Annotated in this window: 19 protein-coding genes, 1 tRNA gene and 2 pseudogenes; 15 read left to right on the top strand and 7 right to left on the bottom strand. The window is 60.4% G+C overall.

Annotated elements, in window-relative coordinates:
* Positions 1 to 473 precede the first annotated feature (473 nt).
* On the bottom strand, positions 474 to 1,340 hold the full coding sequence (locus tag PSH80_RS11015; protein WP_057439655.1) for a universal stress protein: 867 nt from the start codon (positions 1,338 to 1,340) through the stop codon (positions 474 to 476).
* A 157-nt stretch (positions 1,341 to 1,497) separates the two neighbouring features.
* On the opposite strand from PSH80_RS11015, the gene PSH80_RS11020 reads away from it, so the two are divergent.
* Entirely contained in the window at positions 1,498 to 2,100 is a 603-nt protein-coding gene (locus PSH80_RS11020) for a tRNA-(ms[2]io[6]A)-hydroxylase (RefSeq protein ID WP_057439654.1), read from the top strand.
* Here PSH80_RS11020 and PSH80_RS11025 read toward each other — a convergent pair.
* Positions 2,056 to 3,255: an MFS transporter gene (locus tag PSH80_RS11025; protein ID WP_057439653.1), complete on the bottom strand. Its 1,200-nt coding sequence runs from the start codon at positions 3,253 to 3,255 to the stop codon at positions 2,056 to 2,058. The two genes, PSH80_RS11020 and PSH80_RS11025, sit on opposite strands and share 45 nt — an antisense overlap.
* Before the next feature lie 157 nt (positions 3,256 to 3,412).
* On the opposite strand from PSH80_RS11025, the gene PSH80_RS11030 reads away from it, so the two are divergent.
* Both PSH80_RS11030 and PSH80_RS11035 read left to right on the top strand, forming a co-directional pair.
* Positions 3,413 to 4,120: a winged helix-turn-helix domain-containing protein gene (locus PSH80_RS11030; protein ID WP_057439652.1), complete on the top strand. Its 708-nt coding sequence runs from the start codon at positions 3,413 to 3,415 to the stop codon at positions 4,118 to 4,120.
* Between the two features lie 4 nt (positions 4,121 to 4,124).
* Positions 4,125 to 5,405 carry an ATP-binding protein gene (locus tag PSH80_RS11035; protein WP_057439651.1) on the top strand — a complete coding sequence of 427 codons (1,281 nt, stop codon included), beginning with the start codon at positions 4,125 to 4,127 and terminating at the stop codon, positions 5,403 to 5,405.
* A gap of 577 nt (positions 5,406 to 5,982) precedes the next feature.
* Here PSH80_RS11035 and PSH80_RS11040 read toward each other — a convergent pair.
* Positions 5,983 to 6,774, bottom strand: coding sequence for a MipA/OmpV family protein (locus tag PSH80_RS11040; protein WP_305420208.1), 792 nt, complete (start codon positions 6,772 to 6,774; stop codon positions 5,983 to 5,985).
* A gap of 221 nt (positions 6,775 to 6,995) precedes the next feature.
* Here PSH80_RS11040 and nosR point away from each other — a divergent pair, with 221 nt between their 5' ends.
* The 6 genes from nosR to PSH80_RS11070 all read left to right on the top strand — a co-directional run bounded on the left by nosR (position 6,996) and on the right by PSH80_RS11070 (position 14,843).
* Positions 6,996 to 9,176, top strand: a complete 2,181-nt coding sequence (nosR, locus tag PSH80_RS11045) for a transcriptional regulator NosR (RefSeq protein ID WP_305420210.1) — start codon at positions 6,996 to 6,998, stop codon at positions 9,174 to 9,176.
* Between the two features lie 38 nt (positions 9,177 to 9,214).
* Positions 9,215 to 11,137 (top strand): TAT-dependent nitrous-oxide reductase, encoded by a 1,923-nt coding sequence (gene nosZ, locus PSH80_RS11050; RefSeq protein ID WP_170045084.1) that lies wholly within the window; start codon positions 9,215 to 9,217, stop codon positions 11,135 to 11,137.
* Between the two features lie 190 nt (positions 11,138 to 11,327).
* A complete protein-coding gene (locus PSH80_RS11055) occupies positions 11,328 to 12,575 on the top strand; it encodes a nitrous oxide reductase family maturation protein NosD (protein ID WP_305420566.1) in 1,248 nt (415 codons plus the stop codon).
* Positions 12,575 to 13,486, top strand: a complete 912-nt coding sequence (locus tag PSH80_RS11060) for an ABC transporter ATP-binding protein (protein WP_057959827.1) — start codon at positions 12,575 to 12,577, stop codon at positions 13,484 to 13,486. Before PSH80_RS11055 ends, PSH80_RS11060 begins: the two co-directional genes overlap by 1 nt.
* The gene (locus PSH80_RS11065; RefSeq protein WP_120732632.1) at positions 13,483 to 14,313 is read left to right on the top strand and encodes an ABC transporter permease; all 831 of its coding nucleotides are present in this window, start codon (positions 13,483 to 13,485) and stop codon (positions 14,311 to 14,313) included. Before PSH80_RS11060 ends, PSH80_RS11065 begins: the two co-directional genes overlap by 4 nt.
* Positions 14,310 to 14,843 carry a nitrous oxide reductase accessory protein NosL gene (locus tag PSH80_RS11070; protein WP_262379174.1) on the top strand — a complete coding sequence of 178 codons (534 nt, stop codon included), beginning with the start codon at positions 14,310 to 14,312 and terminating at the stop codon, positions 14,841 to 14,843. Before PSH80_RS11065 ends, PSH80_RS11070 begins: the two co-directional genes overlap by 4 nt.
* 206 nt (positions 14,844 to 15,049) lie before the next feature.
* Here PSH80_RS11070 and PSH80_RS11075 read toward each other — a convergent pair whose 3' ends face one another.
* Entirely contained in the window at positions 15,050 to 16,336 is a 1,287-nt protein-coding gene (locus PSH80_RS11075) for an MFS transporter (protein ID WP_169990501.1), read from the bottom strand.
* 143 nt (positions 16,337 to 16,479) lie between these two features.
* On the opposite strand from PSH80_RS11075, the gene ggt reads away from it, so the two are divergent.
* Positions 16,480 to 18,204, top strand: a complete 1,725-nt coding sequence (gene ggt / locus PSH80_RS11080; protein WP_057959811.1) for a gamma-glutamyltransferase — start codon at positions 16,480 to 16,482, stop codon at positions 18,202 to 18,204.
* A gap of 229 nt (positions 18,205 to 18,433) precedes the next feature.
* Positions 18,434 to 18,507, top strand: a tRNA-Cys gene (locus PSH80_RS11085).
* 100 nt (positions 18,508 to 18,607) lie between these two features.
* Here the strand turns inward: PSH80_RS11085 and PSH80_RS11090 are convergent.
* Positions 18,608 to 18,868 (bottom strand): annotated as a pseudogene (locus tag PSH80_RS11090) (integrase); the annotation flags it as partial.
* A gap of 337 nt (positions 18,869 to 19,205) precedes the next feature.
* Here PSH80_RS11090 and PSH80_RS11095 point away from each other — a divergent pair.
* Positions 19,206 to 19,334: pseudogene (locus tag PSH80_RS11095) on the top strand (cell wall hydrolase); the annotation flags it as partial.
* The gene (locus PSH80_RS11100; protein ID WP_198831124.1) at positions 19,334 to 19,846 is read left to right on the top strand and encodes a lysis system i-spanin subunit Rz; all 513 of its coding nucleotides are present in this window, start codon (positions 19,334 to 19,336) and stop codon (positions 19,844 to 19,846) included. The pseudogene PSH80_RS11095 and the gene PSH80_RS11100, both read left to right, overlap by 1 nt.
* A gap of 192 nt (positions 19,847 to 20,038) precedes the next feature.
* Here the strand turns inward: PSH80_RS11100 and PSH80_RS11105 are convergent, their stop codons facing one another.
* Together PSH80_RS11105 and PSH80_RS11110 are read right to left on the bottom strand one after the other, a co-directional pair.
* Positions 20,039 to 20,929: a tetratricopeptide repeat protein gene (locus PSH80_RS11105; RefSeq protein ID WP_115128044.1), complete on the bottom strand. Its 891-nt coding sequence runs from the start codon at positions 20,927 to 20,929 to the stop codon at positions 20,039 to 20,041.
* 57 nt (positions 20,930 to 20,986) lie between these two features.
* Entirely contained in the window at positions 20,987 to 21,427 is a 441-nt protein-coding gene (locus PSH80_RS11110; protein ID WP_120732757.1) for a hypothetical protein, read from the bottom strand.
* 302 nt (positions 21,428 to 21,729) lie between these two features.
* Between PSH80_RS11110 and PSH80_RS11115 the strand changes: the two genes are divergently transcribed.
* Positions 21,730 to 21,999 carry a hypothetical protein gene (locus PSH80_RS11115; RefSeq protein WP_115128046.1) on the top strand — a complete coding sequence of 90 codons (270 nt, stop codon included), beginning with the start codon at positions 21,730 to 21,732 and terminating at the stop codon, positions 21,997 to 21,999.
* A 118-nt stretch (positions 22,000 to 22,117) separates the two neighbouring features.
* The gene (locus PSH80_RS11120; protein WP_198831125.1) at positions 22,118 to 23,491 is read left to right on the top strand and encodes a transposase; all 1,374 of its coding nucleotides are present in this window, start codon (positions 22,118 to 22,120) and stop codon (positions 23,489 to 23,491) included.
* Positions 23,492 to 23,663: the final 172 nt, after the last annotated feature.

Below are 23,663 nucleotides of genomic sequence, written 5' to 3' on the forward strand. Positions count from 1 at the left end.
CAACTGACCCACCGCTATCGCAGGCAAGCCAGCTCCCACTTTTGTTCTGGGGTGTGGCCAAAATATCCTGCCCTGCCAAGATCCCCTGTGGGAGCTGGGGTGTGGCCAAAATATCCTGCCCTGCCAAGATCCCCTGTGGGAGCTGGGGTGTGGCCAAAATATCCTGCCCTGCCAAGATCCCCTGTGGGAGCTGGGGTGTGGCCAAAATATCCTGCCCTGCCAAGATCCCTTGTGGGAGCTGGGGTGTGGCCAAAATATCCTGCCCTGCCAAGATCCCCTTTGGGAACTGGGGTGTGGCCAAAATATCCTGCCTTGCCAAGATCCCCTTTGGGAGCTGGGGTGTGGTCAAAATATCCTGCCCTGCCAAGATCCCTTGTGGGAGCGGGCTTGCCCGCGATAGCGCCAGTTCAGTCAGGGATGTATCAACTGACTCACCGCCATCGCGAGCAAGCCCGCTCGAACATGTCTGATCTTCACTGTGCCTTGCTGGCCAGTTCCTCCAGGTGGTCGATGATGCTCTGGGGCTTGAGTACCAGCACATCGCTCTCCAGCGCATCCAGCACCACTTCCGCCGTATTGCCGATCAGCGCCCCGGAAATCCCGGTGCGTGCCACGGTGCCAATGATCGTGACGGCCGCCCTCAACTTATAGGCGGTATGGGGGATCAGCACATCCGCCGGGCCTTCTTCGATATGCAGGCGGCTGTCGTCAATGTCGAATTCGGCCTGGAACGCCTTGCACTGCTCGCGATAGCGCGCCTCGATGGTTTCCTTGAGCTGGAACACCGGATCGGCTGCCGACAGCATGGGCGAGGGATGGGCGCTGATGACATGCAACTGGCCCTTGGCCAGGCTGGCGATGTCAAAGCCATGGTCGATGATGGCCGCGTGCAGGTCTTTATGCTCGTTATCCAGGTTGCCCACGTCGATGGCCGCCAGGATCACCCCGTCGGTCCATGGGGTCGCGGTCTTGACCAACAGCACAGCGGCCGGGCACAAGCGCAGCAGTTTCCAGTCCGCCGGCGTCAGCAGGGCCTTTTTCAGCGGGCTGTCGGGGTAGTGCTGCTTGATCACCAGTGCGCAACCTTCGGCCTGCTGCACACCGATGATGGTTTCGTGCAGGTTGTTGTTCCAGGCCAGTTCGGTTGTGACGTTGTAGCCATCGGCCGACAATTGCTCTTTGAGCAAGGCCAATAGCGCCGAATGCTCATGCTTTTTGTCGCACACCAGCAGATGCAAATGAGCGCCTGTCACCCCAGCGATCAGCTTGGCGCGCTTGAGGGCCAGGCTTTCCGAGTGTTCGGGCTCAATGATCACCAGGATTTTGCCAATTTCGTTCATGAGCGAGATCTCCAAGGGTGGGAAGGGCAAGGCTTCGAACAACTATAGTTGTTGCCCGCCGTACAGCATGTTGATGCACATCAAGCCCCGTGACTGGTGGTCTGCGGCGGGGTCGGTATAATCGGCGGCCTTTTGTGACCCTTTGCCCGTGAGCCCGATGAACCTGCCCGAAATCCATGACTTCCTCGGTTGCCGCACCCCCGATGCCTGGGTCCAGGCCGCACTGGCCGACCAGGAAACCCTGCTGATCGACCACAAAAACTGCGAATTTAAGGCCGCCAGCACGGCCTTGAGCCTGATTGCCAAGTACCACTCCCATGTCGACCTGATCAACATGATGTCGCGCCTGGCCCGCGAAGAGCTGGTGCACCATGAGCAAGTCATGCGCCTGATGAAAAAGCGCAAGATCGAGCTGCGCCAGCTGCATGCCAGCCGCTATGCCTCGGGTTTGCGCAAGGTGGTACGCAGCCACGAACCGGTGAAGCTGGTGGACACCCTGGTGGTCGGGGCGTTTATCGAAGCGCGCAGTTGCGAGCGTTTCGAAGCACTGGTGCCGCATTTGGACGAAGAACTCGGCAAGTTCTACTTTGGCCTGCTGAAAAGCGAGGCACGGCATTTCCAGGGCTATCTGAAGCTGGCCTATCAATACGGTGATGCCAAGGATGTTGCCCAGGTCATCGAGCGGGTGAGGGCGGCCGAGCAGGAATTGATCGAATCACCCGATATCGAGTTCCGCTTTCACAGTGGCGTGCCAGCCTGAGGCCACGGCCACGCCGATCAGCGCGGTGATCCCGGTCAGCAGCAGGATCACCGTTTGCGTGCCAAAAGGTGCCGCCAGCACGGCAATTGCCAGGCCCGCCAATGGCTGCGCGAGGTTATTGAACAAGGTGATCACGCCCACCGTCTTGCCGAAATCCTGCACGGGAATGACCCGCTGACGGGTGCTGCGCATGTACACGTTGAACATCTTGTCGAAACCGGTGACCAGCAGAAAGCCCAGGGTGTACAGCCAGAGGTTGGGACTGATCGCCATGATCAATGCCCCAAGCGCAATCACCGAATACGACAGCCCGCCCAGCACTTTCAACGCCAGGCTCGAGCGCGCCAGGTAAAACAGGATGACGATGGTCACCACCGCGCCGGCGGCCTGCAGCAGTGCATAGGCATCCTTGTCGGCCGCGTAGAGGCCGGTCACCATGGCGGCGGAGGTGGCCAGCGTCACGCCAATAATCAAATTCACGCCGACTGCCAGGGCGATAATGCGCTTGAGCTCCGCCAGGTTACGGATATGCCCGAGCGCGATGCGTAGCGGTTGCAGCCAGATATCCCGGTGTTGCGCGTGGTTTTCGAGATTCACCGTGGTAGTGCGCTGCCAAACCAGCATTGCCAGGTCTGCCAGCACAAACAGCCCGGCAATCCCCAGCACCACCCAATGCCAGGCCCACACCTCCAGCATCAGCGCAGCAATCAGTGGCCCTAGCACCAGGCCGCTCTGGTCGGCGATTTGCGAGTAGGAGAGGGTCTTGGCGTAGGTGTAATGCTTGAAAATATGCGGCATGACGACTTCTCGCGCCATGATGCCCTGGGTCGTCAGCACTCCACACAGCGCCGACAGGATCACCAGCCAATGGATGCCGCCGAACATCGCGTACAGCGCCACGGCCACTAGGCACGCCAGCGCTCGGTAGGCCTGGCTGATATGCAGGATGCGCACGGGCGAAAACTTGTCGCACAATGCCCCGCACACCGGGAACGCCAGGTATCGCGGCAGCGACTCGATAAAGAACGCCAGCCCGGCCCACGCTACGCTGTTGGTGGTCTGAAATACGATCAGCGGCACGATAAACAGCAGAATCTGGTCCGCCAGCCGGGACAGGAACAGCGAAACAAAGAACGCCAGGTAATCCTTGCGCATACAACTCCCTGTGGGTGGCGTTAAACATTGCAGGCTAATTGTTAAAAACTCTTAAAAACATGAAGCTTCGTCAGCCGCTGCTGGCCAGGCGCTTTTGCCGGACAGCTTGCCACCTATAATGCTCGCTCTTCAATCCGCTTTTGCACACTGAGAACGTATGGAAAACCTGGGTCTGGGCAAGGTCCTACTCGTTGAGGACGATGAGAAGCTGGCAGGGCTGATCGCGCATTTTCTGTCACAGCATGGCTTTGAAGTGCGCGTGGTGCACCGGGGCGATGAGGCGTTGGCGGTGTTCCTGGCGTTCAAACCGAAGATCGTCGTGCTCGACCTGATGCTGCCGGGCCAGAGCGGCCTGCATGTGTGTCGCGAGATCCGCAATGTGTCCGACACCCCCATCGTGATCCTCACCGCCAAGGAAGACGACCTGGACCATATCCTCGGCCTGGAATCCGGCGCCGATGACTATGTGATCAAACCGATCAAGCCGCCGGTGTTGCTGGCACGCCTGCGCGCCTTGCAGCGCCGCCATCTGCCCGAGCCGACGGTGCGTGGTTCCCTGGCGTTCGGCCAACTGGCGATTGACCGCAGTTGTCGGGGGGTAAGCCTGGGTGACGAGAAGATCGACCTGACCACCATGGAGTTCGAGCTGCTGTGGCTGCTGGCCAGCAGCGCGGGCAAGATCCTCTCGCGGGACGATATCCTCAACCGCATGCGCGGGATCGCCTTCGATGGGCTCAACCGCAGTGTCGATGTGTATATCAGCAAGCTGCGCAACAAGCTCAATGACAACCCCCGCGAGCCGGTGTGCATCAAGACCATCTGGGGCAAGGGCTACCTGTTCAACCCGTTTGCCTGGGAGGCCTAGCCCGATGCTGCGCCTGTTTCTGCGTCTGTACATCATCCTGGCCCTGGGCCTGGCCGGGGCAATCTGGCTGGTGAACTACACCTTCGACGAATTGCTGCCCGAAGCCAACGAAACCTACAACCGCGAAGCCATGCGCGGCCCGGCCTACGGCCTGGTGGAGCAGTTGCGCCCGCTGCCGGCTGGCGTGGCCCGCGAGGCACGCCTGGCCGAGCTGCAGCAGCACTATGGCCTGCGCCTGGCCTTGATTGCCCGGGACGCTGCGGCACTCACCTCCCGCGAGCAACAATTGCTGACTGACGGCAAGCTGGTGGTGCGCGGCGACTTTATGGAGTTCATCACCGAAATCGACGGTGGCGCGCAGCTGCTTCAGATCAAGCTGCCGGTGGAGCCGCGCTGGCTGTACCTGTGGGCCTATAGCTTGTTGGGCCTGTGCCTGGCGATTGTCCTGTATTTCTGGGTACGCCCGCACTGGCGCGACCTGGAGCATATCCGCCTGGCGGCCCAGCGATTTGGTGACAATGACCTGGGCTCGCGCATCCTCCTGCCACGGCGCTCGAGCGTGCGCGAGTTGGCCGGGCACTTCAACCAGATGGCCGAGCGCATCGAACACCTGATCGCCAATCAGCGCGAGCTGACCAATGCGGTGTCCCATGAACTGCGCACGCCGATTGCGCGCTTGTCGTTTGAACTCGACCAACTCAAACAGGAGGCCGATCCGCGCCAGAGCCGCGCGTTGATCGGCGATATGTACGCCGACCTAGGCGAACTGGAGGACATGGTTTCCGAACTGTTGACCTACGCCAGCCTTGAACGTGGCGCGACACAGGTCACCCGCGAGAACATCGAGGCCCACAGCTGGCTCGACAGTGTGATCGGCAGTGTGGCCCTGGAAGCCGAGGCCGAAGGCGTGCAACTGTCCCTGGGCACCTGTGAAGTCGACTTCATCCAGATCGAACCGCGGTTTATGGCACGCGCGGTGATCAACCTGCTGCGCAATGCCATTCGTTACGCCGAGCATCGGGTCGAGGTGTCGCTGGTCAAGTTCGGCAGTGGTTATGAAGTACGCGTCTGCGACGACGGTCCCGGCGTACCCGAGGACGGCCGGGAGAAAATCTTCCAACCCTTTATGCGCCTGGACGCCAGCCGCGACCGCCGCACCGGCGGCTTTGGCCTGGGCCTGGCGCTGGTGCAGCGGGTCAGCCAGTGGCATGGCGGGCAGGTGCAGGTGCTGGACTCGCAGTGGGGCGGGGCGTCGTTCCGGATGACTTGGGCGTACGCCGACTAACCTTTTGCAAACTCATAAAGGTTGTAAATGTGGGGGCTGGCGGGTGTGGAAGCTGGCTAGTCGGGTCGCCGCCTCGCTGCGATGGTCGTAAACGATGACGTTGGGTACCTGACACTCTGTGGCGATCTATTGGGCCGCCATCGCAGGCAAGCCAGCTCCCACAGGGGAATGCAGCTTCGCGCTCTGGCTTTGCTGTTGCTCTGCTTTTGATCTTGATCTCAGGCGCCCCGTTAAACCACGATGGCCGCAGGCAGGTATTGCGCAGTGGGCACCCCGGCATGGATGCCGGGTAGCCGCGACACGGCCATGGATGGCCGATCGCGGCGGGCCCACGGAGCAATGCCTGACTGCGGGCATGCCGAGCCTAGGCGAGGCACCGAGTGGTGGGGCAAAAGCGTTTTGCTTACTTTGGCGCTTCTCCAAAGTGAGCCGCCGTAAGGGCGGAACCAATAGCCGCCGTGACCGCAGCAACGGATATGTACACCCCCCCCCCAACAACCCAAAAAGAGCGAATGACCATCGCAGCAATGGAGCGACCGGCAAGCCAGCCCCCCCCCTGTCTGATCGGGTTTGCAAATCAAAAGCTGTAGTTCAGCACACCCATCACCGAGGTTTGCATCCGGCGTTCCACAATCGGGCTTTTGCCGGTATCCCCCGACAAATACTGCACATCCAGCAAGGTAGAGAAGGTTGTGTGGTCGCCCAGCGGCACGCTCCAATCGAGGTTCAAGCCCCGGCTGACCATCCCACCCTTGGCGTCATACGCGCGAAAGCGGCTGTGCTGGGCCTGGCCGGGGGTGACGCCGTACCAGGTGCGCACATAGTTGCCATCGCCAAAGAGGCTATTGAGGCTGGCGTCCACGGTGCCGTAGTCACCGTCATACAGGTTGGTGCCAATGCTCAGCTCCAGGGAGGTAAACGCCTTGCCGCTGTCTTTTTTATCGTCTTGCTCCAGCGCATGTTCCAGGGTCGCGCCCAGCACGGCCGTGCCCAAGGTGTAGCTGGCACTCACACCGAACTGCGGTCGCGACTTGATTTGGCCCATGCCCTTGAGCCGGTCGGAGCCCAGGCTGGTGCTTTTCTTCTGGTCCTTGCGCGCAGTGCTGGCGCCGACATAGGCACTGAAACTGAGGTTGTCATCCTCATAACCCCAGCCCAGCCCCTTGTTGGTATCGAGAAAAATCCCCCACGGGCTGACGACGTTTGCGCCCAGCAATGGCGCGGTCATACGCTCATTGCTGCCGCTGTAACGCGGCAGGTTGGCCGCCCCGGCTTGCAGGCTGTATTGCCAGTCGGCGGCGGCTGACAGTTGGGTGCAGGTGATCAGGCACACAGAAGTGGCAGCGAGGTAAATCGTTTTTGAACGCATGATGGCCTTCGTCATTCCAAGGAAGGCTCAAATCCTAGGGACGGCGTGGGCAGGGGTCTTTGACAGCTTTGTCGGGAAACTGTCAAAGACTGTTAAGTGGGGGCGCAACGCCCAGCGCCCAAACGCCGCACCGCCCCCAGACTTGATTTCAATCAAGGGCTCACTGGCCAGCTGCCACCTACCATCGACTTCATATTCCGGCCGTTGAAGTCAGTGAGCCCATGAACCGCACCAAGCCCTCGGCCCTCGCTACCCTGGCCGCAAGTCCCGTCACCTGGTTGGTTGTCCTGGTGCTGCTGTTCAGCCTGGCCGGCCCGGCCCAGGCCAAGTCCTACGGCGCGATTGAACAACAGCGCATCGACAAGATTTTCCCGCAGACCGACGCCATTTCCGCCGCCGAAGGCAAGTTCAAGGTGCGCACGCTGTCGGCCAAAGGCGCGGTCATCGGCTATGTGTTCCAGAGCCTGGACGTGGTGGACATCCCGGCGTATTCCGGCAAACCGATCAACACCCAGGTGATCCTCGACCCGGCCGGGGTGATCCGTGATGCCTATGTGTTGGAGCACCACGAGCCGATTCTGTTGATCGGCATTCCCGAGGCCAAGCTGCATGACTTCACCGCCCGCTATAGCGGGATCAACGTCAAGCAACGGGTGGTGGTGGGGCACTCCAGCGACAGCCAGGCGGTGACTGTGGATGCGGTGGCCGGCGCTACTGTCACGGCCATGGTGGTCAATGAGGTGATCATGCGCGCCGCCCACGAGGTGGCGGTGTCGCTCAAGCTGATCGAGGACAAGGCCAGTACCGCGCAGAAAGTCGCGTTGGTGCGCGCTGACCTGTTCGAGCCGGCCAACTGGGCGCAGTTGACCGGCAACGGCGCGGTGCGCCGCCTGCACCTGACGCGCGGGCAAGTGGACGCGGCCTTCAAGGGCACCGAGGCCGAAGGCGTGGAAGTGGCGGCGCCGGGGCAGGTCGACGAGACCTTTATTGACCTGTATGTGGCCGATCTCAACGCGCCGACCATCGGCCGCAACGTATTGGGAGACGCGCAATACCGGGTGCTGATGCAGGGCCTCAAGCCCGGCGAGCAGGCCATTGCGGTGCTGGGGCGTGGGTTGTTTTCGTTCAAGGGCTCGGGCTACGTGCGCGGCGGGATTTTTGATCGGGTGCAATTGCGCCAGTTCGGCAATGTCATCAGCTTCCGCGATATGGACCACCAGCGCCTGTATGACGTGTTCGCCGAGGGCATGCCCGAGTTCGACGAGATGTCGGTGTTTATCGTGCGCCCCCAGGCCGGGTTCGACCCTGGCTCGGCCTGGACCCTGGAACTGCTGGTACGGCGCCAGACCGGCCCGGTCAGCGGCACCTTCAGCAGTTTTGAATTGCCCTACCAGATGCCCGAGGCGTATCTGGAGCGCCCGTTGCCGACCGCCGCCGAGCAGGCTGCCATCGACGAAGCGAATCGGCCGATGTGGCTGACGATCTGGTACCAGAAACACGTGCAGATCCTGATCCTGGGCGCAGCCCTGGTACTGCTGACGGTGATTCTGTTTTTGCAGGACAGCCTGGCCCGGCGTCCGCGCCTGTTGCATTGGGTACGCCGTGGCTACCTGCTGTTTACCGTGGTGTTTATCGGCTGGTACGCCCTGGGGCAGCTGTCGGTGGTCAATGTGCTGACCTTTGTGCATGCGCTGTTCCAGCAGTTCCGCTGGGAGCTGTTCCTCACCGACCCGCTGATCTTCATGCTCTGGGTATTCACCGCCGCCAGCATCCTGCTGTGGGGCCGAGGTGTGTTCTGCGGCTGGTTGTGCCCGTTCGGGGCGCTGCAGGAGTTGATCAACGAGGCGGCGCGCAGGCTCAAGGTGCGCCAGTTCGAGCTGCCGTTTGCCGTGCATGAGCGGCTGTGGGCGATCAAGTATTTGATCCTGCTGGGGCTGTTTGGCTTGTCTCTGGAGTCGATGGCCACCGCCGAGCGGTTTGCCGAAGTGGAGCCGTTCAAGACCGCCATCACCCTGCATTTCGATCGCCAGTGGTGGTTCGTGCTGTACGCGGTGGCGCTGCTGGTGATCAACCTGTTCACGCGCAAAGTCTACTGCCGCTACATCTGCCCGCTGGGCGCCGCGCTGGCGATCCCCAGCAAGTTCAGGCTGTTCGACTGGCTCAAACGGCGCAAAGAGTGTGGCGATCCGTGCCAGTTGTGCGCCAAGGAATGCGAGATCCAGGCGATTCATCCCGACGGCCATATCAACGCCAATGAATGCCACTACTGCCTGGATTGCCAGATAACTTGGCACAACGACCACAAATGCCCGCCACTGATCAACAAGCGCAAGAAACGCAACAAGGCCGCACCCGCCACTGGGCAATTGATCCCGGTGGTGCAGGTGGCGGTGCCTGAATGACGGCCTTGGGCACTCACTTTTCCCATCTGGAGCACATCATGAACGACAGCGAATCGAAAAAAGCCGGGGCCACCCCGGAACCTGAAGGCATGAGCCGGCGTGGCTTCCTTGGCACCGGCGCAGTCACCGGCGCGGTGCTGGCAGGGGCCTCGGCCCTCGGCGGTACGGTGTTTACCCGCGAGTCCTTTGCGGCGGCGGCCAAAGAAGCCAAGTCGAAGATCCATGTGGGCCCAGGGGAGCTGGATCAGTACTACGGTTTCTGGAGCGGCGGCCACCAGGGTGAGGTGCGGGTACTCGGTGTGCCGTCGATGCGTGAATTGATGCGTATCCCGGTGTTCAACGTCGATTCCGCCACCGGCTGGGGCCTGACCAACGAGAGCAAGCGCATCCTGGGCGAGGGCGCCAAGTACCAGAACGGCGATTGCCATCACCCGCACCTGTCCACCACCGATGGCCGCTACGACGGCAAATACCTGTTTATCAACGACAAGGCCAACACCCGCGTGGCGCGGATCCGCCTGGACATCATGAAGTGCGACAAGATCGTCACCGTGCCCAACGCCCAGGCGATCCACGGCCTGCGCCTGCAAAAGGTGCCGTACACCAAGTACGTGTTCTGCAACGCCGAGTTCATCATCCCGCACCCCAATGACGGCCACACCTTCGACCTGCAGGACAAGAACAGCTTCACTATGTTCAACGCGATCGACGCCGAGAAGATGGAAATGGCCTTCCAGGTCATCGTTGACGGCAACCTCGACAACGCCGACATGGACTACACCGGCAAATACGCGGCGGCCACCTGCTACAACTCGGAGAAAGCCTCCGACCTGGGCGGCATGATGCGCAACGAGCGCGACTGGGTGGTGGTGTTCAACATCCCGCGCATCGAGGCGGCGATCAAGGCCGGCAAGTTCATCAACCTCGACGGCGTCAAGGTGCCGGTGGTGGACGGGCGCAAGGGCGATGATGGCAAGGACAGCGAATTCACCCGCTATATCCCGGTGCCGAAGAACCCCCACGGCTGCAACACCTCGCCGGACGGCAAGTACTTTATCGCCAACGGCAAGCTGTCGCCGACCTGCACCATCATTGCCATCGACAAGCTCGACGACCTGTTCAGCGACAAGATCAAAGACCCGCGCGGCGTGGTGGTCGGCGAGCCGGAGCTGGGCCTGGGCCCGCTGCACACCACCTACGATGGCCGGGGCTTTGCCTACACCACGCTGTTTATCGACAGCCAGGTGGTCAAGTGGAACATCGCCGAAGCCATCCGTGCCTACGGCGGCGAGAAGGTCAACTACATCAAGCAGAAGCTCGATGTGCACTACCAACCCGGCCACAACCACGCCTCGCTCACCGAGACCCGGGATGCCGACGGCCAATGGCTGGTGGTCCTGAGCAAATTCTCCAAGGACCGCTTCCTGCCGACCGGCCCGCTGCACCCGGAAAACGACCAGTTGATCGACATCTCGGGCGATGAAATGAAACTGGTCCACGACGGCCCGACCTTCGCCGAACCCCACGACTGTGTGATGGCGCGGCGCGACCAGATCAAGACCAAGAAAATCTGGGAACGCAACGACCCCTTCTTCGCCGAAACCGTGGCCATTGCGGCCAAGGACGGGATCAAGCTGGAGACCGATAACAAGGTGATCCGCGACGGCAAGAAAGTGCGGGTGTACATGACGTCCATGGCGCCGACCTATGGCCTGACGGAGTTCACCGTCAAGCATGGCGATGAGGTCACCGTGACCATCACCAACATCGACCAGATCGAGGACGTGACCCACGGCTTTGTCATGACCAACCATGGCGTGAGCATGGAAATCAGCCCGCAGCAGACCTCTTCCATCACCTTCATTGCCGATAAACCGGGGCTGCATTGGTACTACTGCAGCTGGTTCTGCCATGCGCTGCATATGGAGATGGTGGGGCGGATGTTGGTCGAGCGGGCTTAACGGCGAGCACCAACCAATGTGGGAGCGGGCTTGCCCGCGATAGCGGCGGTTCAGCCACTGTTTTTGGTGGCTGGTACACCGCCATCGCAGGCAAGCCAGCTCTCACACCAGATCTGTGTCGCTCCACAGATTGGGCTTTGATCAAAAGGAAGACTCCGTGGCTCGACCCCGCACGTTATGGACCGGGTGTGTGTGGCTGCTATTTTCGGCCGCCGCCGGCGCTGCTGTACTGCCCATTACCGACCTGCCTTTGGTCGCCGCAGGCCCGCAGCACTGGCGCCTGCCTGCCGGTGACTACCAGGGCTCCTTCAGCATCGACCAACCCCTGCAATTGACCTGCGAACCCGGTGCGGTGATCCACAGCCAGGGCCTGGGCAATGGCTTGCTGATCAACGCTGCCGACGTCACCGTCGAGGGCTGTACCTTCCTCGACTGGGGCCATGACCTCACCGCGATGAACGCCGCCATCTTCATCCAGCCCAAGGCCCACGGCGCCCTGATCAAGAATAACCGCCTGCACGGCCAGGGTTTTGGTGTGTGGGTCGATGGCACGGCGGATGTGAGCGTGATCGACAACCAGATCCAGGGCGACCCGACCATGCGCTCCCAGGACCGGGGCAATGGCATCCACCTGTACGCAGTCAAAGGCGCGCGGGTGATCGGCAACCACGTGCGCGATGCCCGCGATGGCATCTACATCGACACCTCCAACGGCAACCTGCTGCAAGGCAACACCCTGGAAGACCTGCGCTACGGCATCCACTACATGTTCGCCAACGACAACCAGGTGCTCGGCAATATTACTCGCCGCACCCGCACCGGCTATGCGCTGATGCAAAGCCGCAAGCTGACGGTGATCGGCAATCGCTCCGAGGAGGATCAGAACTACGGGATCCTGATGAACTACATCACCTATTCCACCTTGCGCGACAACGTGGTCAACGACGTGCGCGACGGCACAACCGGCGACACCATGATCACCGGGGCCGAAGGCAAGGCGCTGTTTATCTACAACTCGCTGTTCAACAGCATCGAACACAACCACTTCGGGCACAGCGCGGTGGGCATTCACCTCACGGCCGGCTCCGAAGACAACCGGATTGCCAACAATGCCTTTGTCGGCAACCAGCGCCAGGTCAAGTACGTGGCCACCCGCTTGCAGGAATGGTCGGCAGATGGCCGCGGCAATTACTGGAGCGACTACCTGGGCTGGGACCGCAATAACGACGGCCTCGGGGATGTGGCCTACGAGCCCAACGATAACGTCGACCGCCTGCTGTGGTTGTATCCCCAGGTGCGCCTGTTGATGAACAGCCCCGGCATCGAGTTGCTGCGCTGGGTGCAGCGGGCGTTTCCGGTGATCAAGTCGCCGGGGGTGATGGACAGCCATCCGCTGATGCAAGACCCCACGCTTTCCCTGCTCAAGGAGCCTGCATGATGCCCGTTGTCGAAATCGAAGGCGTGACCCAGCGTTATGGGCACGCCACTGTGCTGCACGACTTGAGCCTGAGCCTGGCGCCCGGGGAAGTGCTGGGCCTGTTCGGCCATAACGGCGCGGGCAAGACCACCAGCATGAAACTGATCCTCGGCTTGTTGCAGGCAAGCAGTGGTCAGGTGCGGGTGTTCGGTCGCGCGCCCAGCGACCCTCATGTGCGGCAGATGCTCGGCTACTTGCCGGAAAACGTCACGTTCTACCCGCAACTCAGCGGCCTGGAAACCTTGCAGCATTTCGCCCGGCTCAAGGGCGCGCCGATGAGCCAGGTCCAGACCCTGCTCGAAGACGTCGGCCTGACGGTGGCGGCACGGCGGCGGGTCAAGACCTATTCCAAGGGCATGCGCCAGCGCCTCGGCCTGGCCCAGGCCCTGCTTGGCGAGCCGCGCCTGCTGCTGCTCGACGAGCCCACCGTGGGCCTCGACCCGATTGCCACCCAGGACCTGTATCGCTTGCTCGACCGCCTGCGCGGGCAGGGCACCAGCATCATTCTCTGCTCCCATGTGTTGCCCGGTGTGGAGGCCCATATCAACCGCGCCGCCATCTTGACCCAGGGCCGTCTGCTGGCCCTCGGCACCCTGGCGGCGTTGCGCGAAGAGGCCGGGCTGCCCACCCTGATCCGCAGCAGCGGCCTGCAACGTGCGGCGCACTTGCAAAAACGCTGGAGCGAGGCTGGCCACGTGACCCAGCGCTGGGGCGCGGAAGGGCTGCAAGTGGCGGCGTTGAATGGCAATAAATTGGACCTGCTGCGCCAGTTGCTCGACCAGGACAGCCCCAGCGATGTGGAAATTGTCGTGCCGTCCCTGGAAGACCTGTATCGCCATTACATGGACAGCCCTGTGGAGCGTACCCAATGACGCCAATCTGGAACATGGCCCGCAAAGAATTCAGCGATGGCCTGCGCAACCGTTGGTTATTGGCCATCAGCCTGCTGTTTGCGGTGCTGGCCATCGGCATTGCCTGGCTCGGGGCCGCGGCGTCCGGGCAACTGGGCTTTACCTCGATCCCGGCGACCATCGCCAGCCTGGCCAGCCTGGCGACCTTCCTGATGCCGTTGATTGCGCTGCTGCTGGCCTATGACGCGATTGTCGGCGAGGACGAAAGCGGCACCTTGCTGCTATTGCTCACCTATCCCCTGGGGCGCGGGCAGATCCTGCTCGGCAAGTTTGTCGGGCACGGGTTGATCCTGGCGCTGGCGACCTTTATCGGATTCGGCTGCGCCATGCTCGCCATTGCGCTGCTGGTGGATGACGTCGAGTTCAGCCTACTGCTCTGGGCCTTTGGCCGGTTCATGCTGACCTCGACCTTGCTTGGCTGGGGCTTTTTGGGGCTGGCGTATGTGTTGAGCAGCGTCTCGGCGGAGAAATCCACGGCGGCCGGCTTGGCCCTGGGGGTGTGGTTCTTTTTTGTGTTGGTCTTCGACCTGGCGTTGCTGGCGCTGCTGGTGCTCAGCGAAGGCCAGTTCAGCCCGACGCTGCTGCCCTGGCTGTTGCTGTTCAACCCGGCGGATGTGTACCGCCTGATCAACCTGTCGGGTTTCGATGCCGGCCCCGCGTCCATGGGCGTAATGGCCCTGGGCGCAGACCTGGCGGTGCCGGAGGCGGCGTTGTGGCTGTGCCTGGCGGCGTGGGTCGCCGGGCCATTGGTCTGGGCCTATTGGCTGTTCGGCCGGCGCGCGGCATGAATTTTTTATCGGTGGAGCATGTAAGCATGAAGATGGGGTTGGTTTTACTGTTGAGCCTGCTGTTGGTCGGTTGTGACAAACCGGTGGCGGCGGGGGCGGGTGACGGGCCGGTGGCGTTCCATCCTGCAGATGAGTGCCATGTGTGTGGCATGGTGATCAGCGAGTTCCCGGGGCCCAAGGGCGAGGTGGTGGAGCAGGGCGCGGCGAAGAAGTTTTGCTCTACGGCAGAAATGCTCGGCTGGTGGTTGCAGCCGGAAAACCATCATGCCCAGTCCAAGCTGTATGTGCATGACATGGGGCGCAGCCATTGGGATACCCCGGACGATGCCCATCTGATCGACGCCAAGACCGCCTACTACGTGCTCGGCACCGGGCTCAAGGGCGCCATGGGCGTGGTGCTGGCCTCGTTTGCCGAGCAGGCGGTGGCGCAGAAAATCGCGGCCGATACCGGCGGGCGGGTGCTGCGTTTCGAGGAGATTGACCTGGCTCTGTTGCAGCAGCCGAATGGCATGGGCCATAGCGGTCATTGAGCCCCCCTGTGGGAGCGGGTTTGCCCTAACGCCGATCAGTTAAGCGAACGCAATGCTCAAAGCAGTGAATATCAAATGTGGGAGCGGGCTTGTCGGATCGCCGCATCGCCGCGAAGACGTCGGCCCAGCAAGCATTGATGTTGACTGACCCACTGCTTTCGCGAGCAAGCCCGCTCCCACAGGGGTGTATAGCTTCGTGCTCGCTCCTAGCGGTTGACCAATTTCGCCGGCAACGCAATCACCAACAAACAACTGAGCAGCAAGCTGGCGGCAAAGAACCACATGGCCCCGGCGCTGCTGCCGGTGATATCTATCGCCAGGCCCATCAACGAGTTACTGACCAGCCCGGCGATATTCGCCAGGGAGCAGGCCAGGGCAAAGCCGGTGGCCGCCGCGGTGCCGGTGAGGAAGGTCGCCGGCAGGCTGAAAAACACCGGTACGGCGCCGAGGATTGCTGCCGAGGCCACGGCAAACAGGGCCACGGTGGCGACCACGTTATGGGTGAAGAACGTGCTGCCGGCCATGGCCACGGCGCCCACCACAAACGGCACGATAATGTGCCAACGGCGCTCGCGGTGTTTGTCGGAGCTGGCGCCGATCAGCAGCATGCCGGCCAGCGCGGCCACACTGGGCAGGGCGGTGAGCAGGCCGATATGGAAGGTGTCGCTGATCCCCGCGTTGCGGATCAGGGTCGGCATCCAGAAACCCATGGCGTAGGCACTGAGCAGGATCGAAAAGTCGATCCCGCCAAGCATCCACACCTTGAGGTTGAAGAACCCTTCGCGAAAACGCCGTGGGCTTTGACTGGCCTGGCTGTCATCGGCCTGCAACTGCTGTTGCAGCAGGGTCTTTTCGGCGGCTGACAACCATTTGGCCTGGTGATAGGTATTGGGCAACACCCAGAACGCCAATACCCCCAACAGCACGCTGGGCAAGGCTTCAAGCAGGAACAGCCACTGCCAGCCGCGCAGGCCACCGATCTGGTCGAAGTGGCCCATGATCCAGCCGGACAACGGCCCGCCAATCACACTGGACAGCGGCAGGCCGATCATGAACAGCGCAATCACCCGGCCCCGGCGATGGGTGGGGAACCAGGTGGTCAGGTAATACAACACCCCCGGCAGGAACCCGGCTTCGGCGACGCCCAGCAAAAACCGCAGCACATAGAACTGCGTGGTGGAGGTGACCAGCAACGTGCAAGCCGACAGCAGGCCCCAGGTGATCATGATGCGCGCAATCCAGATCCGCGCGCCGACGCGCTCCAGGATCAGGTTGCTGGGTACTTCAAACAGGATATAGCCGACAAAAAACAGGCCGGCGCCCAGGCCGAACGCGGTTTCGCTGAACTGCAGCTGGTCTTGCATCTGCAACTTGGCAAAACCGATGTTGATGCGGTCCAGGTAGGCAGCCAGGTAGCAGAAGCACAGGAACGGGATCAGCTTCCAGGTGATCTTGTGGTACAGCGCGTGAATCGGGTCGGCGACCGTGGGCATCGGTGTGTCTCAGGGCAATGAGGAGGGCGGGGCGAATATAGCATTCCGTCACCGACACGCTCTGTCTGAAACGCGCCACCTGACTGGGGTTGCCGTGCGAAAGAAGCTACGTTTAATGCTTCTAATAAACAGAGTATCCACGGATGAACTACCAACCCCTTACCCGAACCTTGATAGCGACGGCCCTGGTCCTGACATTCAGTGGCGTGCAGGCCGCCTCCCAGGCCCCGGTGGCCGGCGAAAACGGCATGGTGGTGACGGCCCAGCATCTGGCCACCCATGTGGGGGTGGACGTGCTGAAGGCTGGCGGTAACGCCGTGGACGCGGCAGTGGCGGTGGGGTACGCCCTGGCGGTGGTCTACCCGGCTGCGGGCAACCTCGGCGGCGGTGGTTTCATGACCGTGCAACTGGCGGACGGGCGCAAGACCTTCCTCGACTTCCGTGAAAAAGCGCCGCTGGCGGCCACTGCCGACATGTACCTGGACAAGGATGGCAATGTCGTCCCCGGCCTCAGCGCCAAGGGCCACCTGGCGGTCGGCGTGCCCGGCACCGTCTCCGGGATGGAACTGGCCCTGAGCAAATACGGCACCCTCAAACGTGCCCAAGTGATCGCACCGGCGATCAAGCTCGCGGAAGACGGCTTTGCCCTCGACCAGGGCGATATCGACATGCTGCACAGCGCCACCGAAGAGTTCAAAAAAGACCAGGACCTGCGTGGCATCTTTCTCAATAAAGGCGAGCCGCTGCAGGTCGGGCAGAAGCTGGTGCAAAAAGACCTGGCCCGGACCCTGCGGGAAATTTCCGCCAAGGGCACCGATGGCTTCTACAAAGGTTGGGTGGCCAAGGCCATCGTCGATTCCAGCCAGGCCGGCAAGGGCATCATCGCCCAGGCCGACCTGGACAAATACCAGACCCGCGAACTGGCACCCATCGAGTGCGACTACCGTGGCTACCACGTGGTCTCGGCACCACCACCGAGCTCGGGCGGCCTGGTGATCTGCCAGATCATGAATATCCTCGAAGGCTACCCCATGGCCGAACTGGGCTACGGCTCGGCCCAGGGCACCCATTACCAGATCGAAGCCATGCGCCACGCCTACGTCGACCGCAACAGTTACTTGGGCGACCCCGACTTCGTGCAGAACCCGGTGGAACACCTGTTGGACAAGGACTACGCGGCCAAACTGCGCGCCGCCATCGACCCGCAAAAAGCCGGCGACTCCATGGCCATCAAACCCGGCGTTGCGCCCCATGAAGGCAGCAACACCACCCATTACTCCATCGTCGACAAATGGGGCAACGCGGTATCGGTGACCTACACCCTCAACGACTGGTTCGGCGCCGGCGTCATGGCCAGCAAGACCGGGGTCATCCTCAACGACGAAATGGACGACTTCACCGTCAAAGTCGGCGTGCCCAATATGTACGGGCTGGTCCAGGGCGAAGCCAACGCCATCGCCCCGGGCAAGGCACCCCTGTCGTCCATGAGCCCGACCATCGTGACCAAGGACGGCAAGGCCGTGATGGTCATCGGCACACCGGGCGGCAGTCGCATCATCACCGCCACCTTGCTGACCATCCTCAACGTCATCGACTACAAGATGAACATCCAGGAAGCCGTCAACGCCCCACGTTTCCACCAACAATGGATGCCCGACACCACCAACCTCGAAACCTTCGCCCTGAGCCCCGACACCCAGAAAATCCTCGAAAGCTGGGGCCATAAATTCGCCGGCCCCCAAGACGCCAACCACCTGGCCGCCATCCTCGTCGGCGCCCCGTCCCTGGACGGCAAGCCCGTGGGCAACAACCGCTTCTACGGCGCCAACGACCCACGGCGCAATACCGGACTGTCCCTGGGCTACTAAGCCCAGGCAGAGCAGGGGCCAACCGCCCCTGTTCTGCTCCACGGAAGAATATTTTTTGAAATCAAGGGCTTGCCAGCCCCGGCAAATCAGTACATAATTGCCGCCATCGAACGCACTGAAGCATAAAAAACTTCAATGTTTTCAATGAGATAGAGTAGAGGCAAGCTTCACATAGCCCACTCAAGTTTATATGCGGTGAATGTCAGTGGTTTGGGCATTGATCGTTTGAGGCCGAGTAGCAAAATGGTTATGCAGCGGATTGCAAATCCGCCTACGCCGGTTCGATTCCGACCTCGGCCTCCACTCTTAGAAGCCCCGTAGATTAACGTCTACGGGGTTTTTTATTGCCTGTAGGAAAGTGCTGGAGTTCCGAAACTTTAGAGAGTGGAGTTCCGAAACTATCTCATTTTGAAGGCTGCGCGACCGCACCGATGCGCCTGTAAACGCGCTTGGTGATCTCCTGCTCCGAGTGCCCGAGCAGGAGGCTGGCGTCTGCGATATCAGTAATTTCGGATGCCGCCTTCGGTCGGATATCCTTGAACTGAAACTGTTGGATCCTCTCCGCGTCATCAACTCGTCCCTCACTGGCGGCCAAGGAGCGAGCAGCTTCTCGGGCGTCGTCCCACCTGTTACGCAGCATTTGTTGAGACACGCGCATCCCCGTTCTTGCTGCGCTGGGCAGCAGAAGGTGGTTTAGGATTTGGAGGGGAGCCACTCGGTATCGTATTCGAACTGGGTAACTCGCATTGATCTCGATGCTTGGCAGTTCGCGGCGGAACGTCTCGGTGCCGTAGGGCTTCTTCACGTAGCCCGCTGCCTCTTCCATGAATTTCGGTTTGAAGATGCGCAGCAGGTGGTCGGCTGCTTTTTCGTACTGATCCTCTGGGTAGTTGCCCACGCATACGCTGCCACGACAGACTCGCCAAACCTCGCGTTTTGGCGTTGCCTCGGCAGCCTTGATCTTTTCGTCCATGGCGTCCGGAGCGAAGCGGAGCTGATCAATACCGGATCCAACCGGCGGGGCCACGCACTACTACGCAACCACGATGCCCAAGGCTCCGGCCTGGGCGGCGAAGGCCAAGCAGACGTTGCGCTTCGGGCATCACGTTTTTTTCAAGGATGTGCCGTGATGACGCCCGTGCAGAAGCTGGCCGGGCTGATGGTGCTGATGGCCAGCGCCGCCGGCTCCGCCTGGCAGGTGCAGGAATGGCGCACGGGCAAGAGGTTGTCCGAGCAGGTCGGCCTGCGCCAGGGCGAGCTGGCTGCCGTCAGCGCGGCCGCCGCCAAGCAGGTGAGCGTTGAGCAGGGCGGGCGCCTGGCCCTGGAGCAGACGCTGGCCACATCCGATCAGCAACACACCCGAGAACTTTCCGATGCTCAACGCAACCAGGCTCTCCTGCGTGACCGCCTTGCTACTGCTGATGTGCGGCTGTCAGTCCTTCTCGAGGCCACGGATTCAGCCAGTGGCTTCAACGTGCCTGCCACCACCGGCGGCGTCGGCGTGGTTCATGCAGCCCGTCGAGCCCAACTTGCCCCAGCGCATGCTCAACGAATTATCGCCATTACCGACAGCGGCGATCAAGGATTGATCGCGCGGCGAGCCTGTCAGGCCTACGCAAAAGAAGTCTCTACAGCGAAGTAAAAGGAGCGGCCGGGCATTATGCGTCAACATCCACCCCGGCCCCCTTTCCCGCAGAACGCCTTTTCCAGCTTCATGCACAAGCGAGCGACATCAACCTAAAGACAAAAGAAGGCGGGTTCATTTAAGCGACAGCGGACTTAAGAAACAAATAAATCCGTCTCCTTTTCGGTCTAGGCAAACGGCGCTAGCGCTTCAATTCAAGCCGACTTTGATGGACCGCTCGGAAGACCAGGAGTCCTGGCCTGCTTGCAATGTTGGTTCGGCAGGAATGCGGTATTTACCGAATGCCTTGACGACGGCCTGGTCTACGTCGGCGTTGCCCGAGCTTTCTATCAATGCGATTTTCGGCACATTTGAACCCGGCTTGCCTTGCACTTGCAGCGTCACCGGTTTGCTGGCGCTGCCGCGTTTGAATTGCTTGTTCAAGGCAATCTCGATGTCCAATGTCGTACGGTTTAGACTCTTGCGGCTGGTATCGCTCCAGACGTCGTTGTAGCGCTGTGTCTGTGCAGCCGTCAGCACCAACCCTTGAGAGCGGATCCGCTGAATGCCCTTCCAGGCAACATCGCCGGAATGTTGGCTGGCTTCCACGTAATACATCATTGCCCCGAACAAATCCTGCGGGCCACCGCGGCCTTCCTCCATCAATCTGGCCAATGCGAGTTTACTTTTATCGCTGTCGCTGTTGGTCAGCGCCAACTGATAAAGCCGTCGCGCTTCCACGTCGTTGCGTGCTTGCCCATGCCCCTCTTCGGCCATGCGCGCCAGTCTCTCGTTACCGACGCCATCTACGGCAGCGACGGATTCATAGAGCGATTTGGCCCTGCCAAAATCTTGTGGCAGACCGCCACGGCCGGATTCGTACAAACCGCCGAGCGCGATCTTACAACGCACATTGCCGTCATCGCTGGCTTTACGAATGTATTGAACATCTTCTGCAGTGGGGCTTTTTACGCCCTCAAAAAGTATGCATTGGACTTTGGCCAGAGTTTGTTCAAAGGAGCTTGGCGGCCTGGAGGTTTGGCACCCTGCGATGTGGCCCGTGATTGCCAGTACAACAATTGCCTTTTTCATGTGATGCATGCGTGGAATCCTGCGTTGGAGTAAAGCGGCGGCGGAGTACTCAGTTGGAACAACTGGCTAGGCTTTGGCGGCTCGTCTACCAAAGTGAAACTCACGCTCATGATGGTACAAGAGCATCCACGCCTCTGACTCTGGAAACACGACCAGATCGTCTGAAGCCGGATAGCAGAACTCCGGCCAGTATGAAATGAACACTCCCCAGGTTGTACGCAGCGCGGTCTCTGAATCCCAAGAAAGCGATACTGGCTGCTCTAAATGTGGCTGATGTTGCTTCAGCCAATTGGAACCGGCCTCCGATGCGGCCTCTTCGGCGCTGACCATTTCAGGACGTAGCTCGGTGCTCAGGCCGTGATTACCCATGAACCCTTGCGCCCGCTTATACAACGCCTTCGCCTCATCGGAGGTCACTGAGTGCATTTGCGCGAGGACTTTATTTGGCAACACGGCATACGCTGGATCGGTCCAGCGCCACGCCAATTTATGATCTTGGATGCGCATAGTCTCAACACCTAACTAGAAGTGGGCGATACAAATGATAAATTTTTTACGCCACCTGTGTCGCAGGCCGTCCCTCGTCGTATGTAATCCACGAGTCTTGAGCCGAGTGCCAGTAGCTCAACACGGGCAAAGGAGAAAAGTGACAAGTTCTACATTAAGGATACGAATTTGTGGGCATCAGGTCTTTAATCGGTTAATAGTTAAGCATTCCCGTTCATTAGCGTCCGCTTTTGACTGACCAAGAGTTTATGTAACCTCACGAATCCGCTAGCACTCTCGCTTTTAGAATCCGGGATCACTTTATGCAGACTGACCAGACCAAGCTACTCGCGCTCGCACTGCTTGAGATCAGGACATTGCTTGCCGATTACCTGGGCAGAGATGTAGATGCTCCTATGAGTGTCCGTGTCGCGGCACATATGGCCTATGCGCTCCACAATGAGGCGGAGGCTGCATACAACAACGCAGATTTTCAGATCGCCAAGGCAAGCTTTAAAATCGCTGCAATCGATCAGATTCTTGGTGTCACTGACGGTGCCGCATTGTTGAGCAGGTTTAACGTCGAGGCCTAAGTCATTCCGGAGAGCGCGCAACTTAGATGACCGCTTCTGGCCGATTCTGTTGAAAAAGTAGCTCCCCTGGCTGGCCTCCGGCAAAATCTCCGCATTGGCCAGCAGGGAAGCACGCAACATGATGGGACAGTTATCGAGTGGGCAGGAGCGGCTGTTTTACTCGTTCAACCTTGAAGATCACATCCCAGCCACTCACCTTCTACGCAACATTGATCGGTGTCTTGATCTGAGCGACCTGCGCCATTACCTCGCCGATTTCTATAGCCCGATTGGGCGTCCGTCGATTGATCCTGAACTGATGATCCGCATGCTGATCGTCGGCTACTGCTATGGCATCCGCTCCGAACGGCGGTTGTGCGAAGAGGCCCATTTGAACCTGGCGTATCGCTGGTTCTGCCGGTTGAGCCTTGAAGATGAAGTACCCAATCACTCGACGTTTTCCAAAAATCGACACGGCCGTTTTCGGGACAGTGATCTGTTTCGCTGGTTGTTCAATGAAGTGCTGCGTCGCTGCATGGACGCCGGTCTGGTCAAGGGCGAAGGCTTTGCAGTGGACGCCAGCATTATCAAAGCAGATGCGAGTCGGCAGCGCGGCGTACCGGGAGATGAACAGGTCAACTGGAGCGATCCATCTCTGAGCACCCGCGCCGTGCGTGAGTACCTTGAGGCACTCGATGAAGAGGCTCTGGCCGAAACGCTACCGAAGCGCCTGTCGCTGACTGATCCTAAAGCCCGCTGGACCGCTGCTCCAGGAGGCCCAGCTTTCTACGCTTACTCCACGAATTATCTGATCGATACAGAGTACGGCGTGATCATGGATGTGGAACCCACACCGGCTCATCGAACCGCAGAAGTCGAGAGTACCAAGACGATGATTGATCGGGTCGAAACGCAGTTCGACATCAAGCCGGAACGCCTCATTGGCGACACCGCTTACGGTACAGCGCCGATGCTGGCCTGGATGGTGGAGGAAAAGGACATCGAGCCGCATGTGCCGGTATGGGACAAAACCGAGCGCAAGAACGACAGTTTCTCGAGCAACGATTTCCACTGGCATGAAGAGACTGAGGAATACTGCTGCCCGGCCGGCAACCCATTACGCAGCGAATGGCGAGCCTTCAAGAATGAGCGTTCACATGTCACCAAAGCCAACACCATCATCTTCCGATCCCGGCAGACCGACTGCGCTACGTGTCCGATGAAAGCCAAGTGCTGCCCGAACACTTCGTTCCGCAAGATCGCTCGCAGCGTCCATGAAGCCGCTCGCGATGTGGCTCGGCGCATTGCAGCAACGCCGGCATATCAGCGCTCTCGCCACGAACGTAAAAAAGTCGAAATGTTGTTTGCCCACCTCAAGCGCATCCTGAAATTGGATCGCCTGAGACTACGTGGCATGAGTGGTGCGACGGATGAATTCACGCTGGCCGCTGCGGTGCAGAACCTGCGACGGCTGGCCAAATTTTCATCTCAAGGGCCACCAGTCACGGGATAGGTGCGCCTGCACCAAGCAAAAAACCTCAAATTAACCCAATAACAGAGCAGCAAAGGTCACCGAAGGGCCGAAAAACCACTCAATGTGGTGAGTAGGTTCTCCGGTGGTGGTCGTGCCTGAGTTCAGGCGATCTGAAAATCCGACTTTTTCAACAGAATCGGCCAAAAGCCGC

Source organism: Pseudomonas sp. FP818 (assembly GCF_030687335.1).
Lineage (GTDB): Bacteria > Pseudomonadota > Gammaproteobacteria > Pseudomonadales > Pseudomonadaceae > Aquipseudomonas > Aquipseudomonas shahriarae.